The sequence below is a fragment of the Streptomyces sp. ISL-43 genome (assembly GCF_018614195.1).
GTDB lineage: Bacteria > Actinomycetota > Actinomycetes > Streptomycetales > Streptomycetaceae > Streptomyces.
The window spans coordinates 1-6745 of the sequence record NZ_JAGGOT010000127.1; the positions used below are offsets into that span (position 1 = coordinate 1).

At 66.6% G+C, this 6745-nt stretch carries 4 protein-coding genes; 2 read left to right on the top strand and 2 right to left on the bottom strand.

Translation table 11 applies throughout. The annotated features are described in order from the left end of the window. Nucleotides 1-634: 634 nt before the first annotated feature. Nucleotides 635-1024, bottom strand: coding sequence for a hypothetical protein (locus tag J7F03_RS40595; RefSeq protein WP_251073228.1), 390 nt, complete (start codon nt 1022-1024; stop codon nt 635-637). A gap of 67 nt (nt 1025-1091) precedes the next feature. Between J7F03_RS40595 and J7F03_RS40600 the strand changes: the two genes are divergently transcribed. Then, nucleotides 1092-1649, top strand: a complete 558-nt coding sequence (locus J7F03_RS40600; RefSeq protein WP_214958237.1) for an XRE family transcriptional regulator — start codon at nt 1092-1094, stop codon at nt 1647-1649. A 1024-nt stretch (nt 1650-2673) separates the two neighbouring features. Here the strand turns inward: J7F03_RS40600 and J7F03_RS40605 are convergent. Then, the gene (locus tag J7F03_RS40605; protein ID WP_308380183.1) at nt 2674-3087 is read right to left on the bottom strand and encodes a PPOX class F420-dependent oxidoreductase; all 414 of its coding nucleotides are present in this window, start codon (nt 3085-3087) and stop codon (nt 2674-2676) included. A 512-nt stretch (nt 3088-3599) separates the two neighbouring features. Between J7F03_RS40605 and J7F03_RS40610 the strand changes: the two genes are divergently transcribed. Continuing rightward, nucleotides 3600-6476: an NACHT domain-containing protein gene (locus tag J7F03_RS40610; RefSeq protein WP_214958239.1), complete on the top strand. Its 2877-nt coding sequence runs from the start codon at nt 3600-3602 to the stop codon at nt 6474-6476. The last annotated feature ends 269 nt before the right edge of the window (nt 6477-6745 follow it).

Sequence of the window (6745 nt, forward strand, 5' to 3'; positions counted from 1 at the left end):
ACGGAATGTGTGCCAGAACCCAGTTCCGTAGTCATCTGCTGACCACCTCCAGCGCCACGGTACGCCGGTCCGACGAGTCAACCGAGGGCTATCCAGCAGATACCCGCCGGAAGCGGTGACCCACCACTGCGCTTGGTGCCGAGCAGGCGGCCGGAACCCGGCAGGGCCGGGGCGCCAGCAGAATCGGGGCCTGAGCGGGAGGGGTCCCTCGTCGGTCGGGCAGCTTCGCCGTACCAGGGTTCCCCGGGGGCCGCCAAGGCTCACGCCGTGACGCTTGCGCTTGGCCTTGGCGGCCCCCGGGGGTTCCTGGTACGCCTCCGGTGACCGGGCGACGAGGGACGCCTCCCGCGCCCCGTGACCACTCACCACGACGAACCCACACCCGTACTCGGGTCGCCCGCCCCTCGGAGAGAGGGCCGGGGCCTGGGGCAGAGCCCCAGAACAATCCCCGCTGCTGGCTGTTGCGCGCCCGGACCGGCGGGGCCGTCGGCAAGCGGGGCGGAGACAGGAGCGGGCGGCGGCCCCGCAGGGCCGGAGCGCGCGCGGGCCGCGTCAGCGGGCCGCCTTGATCAAGTAAAGAAACTCTGAACAGCTTCCCCTGTCGCCCCAACTGGCCAAGCTGCCAGGCTGGCCGTCAGGGGCGCTGTTGCCGGCGCTTCTTCGATTCGGCCAGTGCGGCTTCCAGCTTCTCGCGCGGCGATGCGTCCGAGTCGGCGTCGTCGTCATGGATTGGTGGGAGGAACAGGCCGCGTCGGCTCGTCTCGCGTTTGATCTTCCGGCGCTCGTTGAAGATCCGCTGGTGTTCCTCACGGATCGTGACCCATCGCTGGTCGAGCTCCGCTTCGCGTGCCAGCAGTTCGTCATCGGTGAGGTCGGCGAAGTCGGCTGCGGCTGCGCGGGCCTCGCGGGCGATCTCCTCCCGTAGCGCGGATACTACCGAGCCGCCAGCCTCCGATAGCGCAGGCCTGTCGGCGATTCGCCGCGGGCAGGCTTCGCCCGAACCGTGTGATGCGGCACCCGACACCAACTCGGGGCTACGGCCCCGACGGCTATCGTGACTCCCGACGAACACGAGCAGGGGTGGAAAACAGGTGGGCATCGTCGGGGACAGCCTGGACCGGGCCGCCGCAACCAAGGGCACCCGCCCCATCCCCAAGTCCGCCGGCGCCCAGATCCGCTACCTCGTCAAGCAGCACAAGGGCTCCACCAAAGCCGTCGCCACCCTCCTGACCATCTCCCAACGCACCGTCGAGCGGTACGTCAAAGACCAGATCAAAACCCCGCGCCCCGAACTCGCCGCACGCATGGTGGCCGAGGTGACCCGGCGCTGGCAGCCCCTGGTCAAGAAGCGCGCCCGGGAGCAGGCTGCGAAGCGCACCGGCCTGGTCATCGAGACCCGGGCCAGATTCGGGTTCACCGCCGCCCCAGGGACCACGGATGACGGGCGGATGCGGCGCATCACCCAGCACGTACCGCCCGAGTACGCGAGCCGCCTGTTCGCCGCGCAGGAGACGGGGGCGTCCGAGGCTCAGCTTCAGCAGATCGCGGCGGAGGCTCTTCAAGAGGCCTACTTCAAGGACAGCGGCCGCCGCGCTGGCGACCTCCTCGTCGAGTTCACGGACATCGACTACCTCGACCTTGGGTACTGAAGTGAGGCCGGTGCGGCCCCGGCTCAAGGCCTACTGAGCCGAAGCACGAGAGTTGACACCAAGGCCGGCGTGTTGTCACTCGGGGACGTCTGCTGGCGTTTGCAGGGGGTTGGGCCGGGGCCCGCCTGCGCAGGTCAGGACTTCTGTCGCTGAGGAGTTCAGGAAGATCGTGAACACGGACGACATGTCCACAGAGTCAATGCAACCGGTACGGAGAAGCTCTTCCCCAGCCTGCCGGAGGATGTCGACAGTGGCGGCAAGGCCCTCGACTGTGTGGCCGCGCCGAGCAGCTGTGCGGATTCGAATCCCGAACACACCCGCGTGCCGGTTGGCAGGGACCAGACCGTCCCAGACGACGAAGGCACCCCCGGCAATCAAGGCATCACGGGCAGGTCCGCATGCCGGGGTCTGTTCGCGAAGCATGGCGATGAGGTCCTCGCGAGTCACGCTTTGACCCGGTGACAGGAAGGCCGCCAATCGACTGTGGGTGACAAGTACCGTGCCTCTCTGGTGACAGTCAGGCTGCTTCGCCCCGGATGCTTTCGCAGCCTATTCGGTGCCGTCAGTGACAACTACCGAGCTTTGGCACACCTACTTGAGCCGAAGCTCGATAGGTGTCACAAAGGCAGGCTTACTGTTACCAAGATCGACGGCGGAGTTTTGAGTGAGGAAGTCGGAGGACGACGACCTGGTCAGCTGATCGGAGCGCTGCGCAGGCGGTGACAACAACCGCGCCGAACCGGCCGTCGGTGACAGGTAGCGTGCTGATCTGGTGACAACAAGCTTGCCTTGCTGATGCGGAACCGCAGGTCTGACGTACTTCCCTGTGGTTGCGCGCATCGGGCCGCGTTCTGCGTGCCGTTCGCTGCGATGCGTGCACGGCGAACGCCCTGCACGCCCTCTCCGTGAGAGCGGCAGGTGCGCACCGCCGTGGGTTCCCTCGCCGGAGCCCGTTCGTGCGCCTGGGGGCGCGGGGGCCAACCTCAGACCCCGTCAGGAGTATCACCACGTCACATTCTCACTGTCAGGCCAGGTTGCCCATGCCGACGACCTTGCGTGGGGAGATCCGGACGACAACGCGGGGGTTGTCGTGGACCGCGGCCGGGTTGAACTCGGCGTATTTCTTGCCGGCGTACTTCATCGCCAGTTCGTCGATCAGCTCGGGGCCGCCCTCTGCGGTGACGGTGGCCTCGCCCCGGATCTCGGCGTAGTTGTACGGGGCGTCGAAGTCCTGTACGACGACGCTGACGCGGTGGTCGCGCTGGAGATTCTTCTCTTTACGGCGCCCAACGGTCGTCGAGAAAAGCAGGTCGTTGCCATCACGCTTGATCCAAACCGGCGACACCTGCGGGCTGCCATCGGGCTGGATGGTGGCCACGGTGACGAAGATCGGCTTGTCGAGATACTGCTTGAGGTTCTTGGAGAGTTCAACTGCCACGGAATGCCCTTTCTCTTGGCGTTCACGGTGGTATGAGTCCCTATGAACGTATCTCAGAAACAGCGCCGATTCGGCGCTGGACAGGCGGGTCATCCGGGCAGGACCCCGGCAGGACCAGTACTGTCGCGATCGCGGTGAGCCCTTCGCTGTGGCCGGTCAGACCGAACCCGTCTTGGTGACACCTATCGTGCGTCGGCACAGTGGTGTGACTGAGCACTTCATTTGGCAGGTGAGCGATCGAGTTGGCGGATTGAGCTCCATCCCATGTCCTGGCAGGTCAAGTCTGGCGACTCGACCCGTGGGCACTGCGGCCGGGCTCGCTCGGACTGATCTGTAGGACCTTGCTGCACGTCGGGCCTGGGATGACCTCAGGAGGTCGCTGTCTCCGCCCGGGGCAGCCCATTCAGAAGCAGTCTCGCGGCCCGGCGCGGCGCGTTCCGGTGCCGAGGTGGTTACAGAAAGTATTCCTCCGTCAGGAAATCGGTCGCCACGGGGGCATTGACGTGCGGTACATGCGGCGTGGCATCTGGGTGACGACGTTGATCATCACCGCTGCCGTCATCATCGTCACAGCGCTGAACGGGAAGGGTCTCGCCGACCCCGAGCTTCTGATCGCGGTGCTGGGATTCCTTGTGGCCGTCTTCGAATCGGCGCGGGCCCTGTTCCATGACGTCGCCGAAGCAGAGCGCGAGGCTGCCTCCCCCGAGCGGCTGGACCGCCTCGCGGGGCGACTAGCCGACGCGGTCAAGGACCAGTGGAAGGAGGAGTGGCGGCTGCGTCGGCTGCAGGACCCCGATCCGCTGCCCGTGCCCTGGGCCTTGGCGGAACCGTGGCTGTCCGACGCATGCGGCGGCTGGGACGACACCGTAGACTCCGGCGACCGCTGGGAGAACATCGCCGAGGTCTTCAACCGGGTGCCCTCCAGGCGGATGGTGGTACTTGGTGCTCCAGGGAGCGGCAAGACGGTCCTGGCCTTGCGCTTCACTCTGGACGTACTACGTCGGCGCGAACCCGGCGACGCCGTGCCGGTGATCCTGTCGCTCTCCAGCTGGCGGCCGGATCGCGAGAGCCTCAGTACCTGGACGGCGGCCTCGCTGGCCACCACAGGGATCCCGCGAGTCCAGGAGCTCTTGGCCAACGGCCGGGTGCTGCTGGTACTGGACGGTCTGGACGAGATTCCCCCACCCCTGCGCACCCGTGCAGTGAGCAGGATGAACGCTGAGCTGGATACCGCCACCCCCGTCCTGCTGACCTGCCGAACGCAGGACTATGCCGAGCAGGTCGAGAGTGGGGATGCCTTCACATCGGCCGCAGTATTGGAACTGAGGCCGCCCTCCTTCGACGACGTGAGCGCCTACCTTGTACGCACCGCGCGACCGGTGCGAGGAGCTGCGGGAGAACGGACGACGCGCTGGGACCCGGTCCTCGCCCGCCTAGGAGATCATCCGGACGCTCCCGTCTGCCGTACGGTGCGCCAGGTCTTCCAGACGCCGCTGATGGTGGCGATGGCGCGTGCCGTCTACAGCGATGGCAGGGCCGACCCCGCGGAGCTGCTCGATCTGCGCTTCACCGACCCTGCCGCCCTCGAGCAGCACCTGCTCGAGGGATTCGTGCCGGCGGCCTTCAGTGATTCTCCTGACGCTGGCCGGGCTGGTCGGTGGCTCGGGTTCCTCGCCGCACACCTGGAACGTAGTCAAGCCCGTGATCTTGCCTGGTGGCGCCTGCGATTGGCGTTGCCGTGGCCGCTGCGCCGCCTTGGGCCGATCCTGCTTCTGGGAGCCGGGGGCGTCACGATCGGCACCGCCCTGGCTCCGGCGACGGGTTTGGCGGCATTCGTGGTAGCCACCTCCTCGCTGATCGGCGTCTGTATCGGATACGCCGCCCTGTCGCATACTCCAAGCTTGACGCTGGTCCAGCGGGGCCGCGCCCTACGATGGCTCTTCTCGGTTGTCGGAATGGCCGCCGTCCTTGGTGTCATCGTCGGCACCAGAGGAAGCCTCAGTGGCCATGTATTCGGCTACCGCCCCTTGGTCGGGGTGCCGTACTCGCCGGATCAAGCCTTCTGGCTGGTGATGGCCGGAGGCATGGCCACCGCCGTGGTCCTGGCTGTGATCGGCATCGTCGGCGAGCCGGTACCCTCCACTGCGTCTTTCAGCGGCCGTCGCCAGTCCAGGACAGCCCTCGTTTTTGCTGCGGCCGCTGTGCTGGCCACGGTCGGCTCCTACCTGCTTTGGCGCGGCGATGCCCTCATTTTTGGCGTTCCTGTGGTGATCACGACGCTGCTGTATGCACTGACAGCTGTCCGCGGAGCGAGGGTCAACCCGGATGTCAGGAGCACACAGGTGGCCCCCCCTAGGACCAGCGGGAGAGCCAGGAAGTGGCAGAGGCTGGGCCAGGCGGTGGGCCGGGGTCTGGCCGCTGGGCTGATTGCCGGATTCTGCCTCGGCGCTCCTCTCGGACTGGCGGCGGGAACCGCACTAGCCATCAGGGCCGAGATGCACCAGGCCTTTCCCGCAGGCTTCAAGGTGTTTACGTTGCGCCCGGGCGTCCACTGCGCGGTCGCCCCGGGTGGCTGGAGCGGCTGCAGGTCACCGGACGGCAAGCCGTTCCTGCACGCCTCACATGAGGTTGAGGTTGGGGTTGTCCGTGAAGATGGCGGGGACGGCAGCTGGGCGCATACGCCGGAGGTGGCCGAGAAGGTGTGCGCGAGAGGGCAAGAATTCCGGTGTACCACCTACCGTGGGCGCATCGAGCTTCACGTCCAACGAGACCGCTTCGGCTTCGACTTGGTGGTCGTAAAACTTCCCGACGACACCTACGCCGACTTCATGAACGGACTGCCCCTTCAGACGGCTCACTGGCTGTACAGCCCGGCCCCGAGGCTGCTGTTCAGCAACGCCGTGACCCTCTGCCTCGTAGGCGGACTGGCCATCGGTCTGGTCAGCGGCATCGTCGCCGCACTGCACAGGTGGCTGTTCTCACCGGTGGACATCGTCTACGCACTGAGCCCGCGAGCGAGTCTGCGCACGGACCGAACGACAGCGATCGCCCTGGGCCTCATCATGTTCTTCTTCGGTAGCCTTGCCACCGTTTTGCTCTTCCTAGCTGTGCCAGAACGGGAGCGTTCCCAGACCGCCATCGTCTCGGCGCTCATCTGGCCTCTGGTCGGATCCCTCGCTATCGCCCTGAGCGCCTGGGGTTGGTTCCTCACCACACGCCTGTGGCTGTGCGGCACCGGCAAGCTACCCTGGCGCCTGATGACCTTCCTGGACGAGGCCCACCGTCGCGGAATTCTTCGGCAACAAGGCGCGGTGTACCAGTTCCGGCACGCCAGGGTGCAGACACAGCTGGCGACGGCCCACGAACGGCAGGTCTCCGACACGACCTGACACGACTGAGCGCCTCATCTGGCGAGACTCGCCAACTGAAGTGCTCAGTGTGCGACACGAGGTCGCTCCAGGTAAGTGAGGACAGCCACGTGAAGGAGGTATCGATCGGCTGAACTTCGGGCCAGTGTCCAGGGTCCGTCCCCGCGCTCGCATGCGTCGCTGGTAACGGCGGGGTGTGAAGCCGAGCGTTCAAGCCCAAGAGCACCCGGGCCATCCGGGAGCCACAGGTGAGGGGAAGGCTGGACGGGCGACCTTGATGGGTCGGGGAC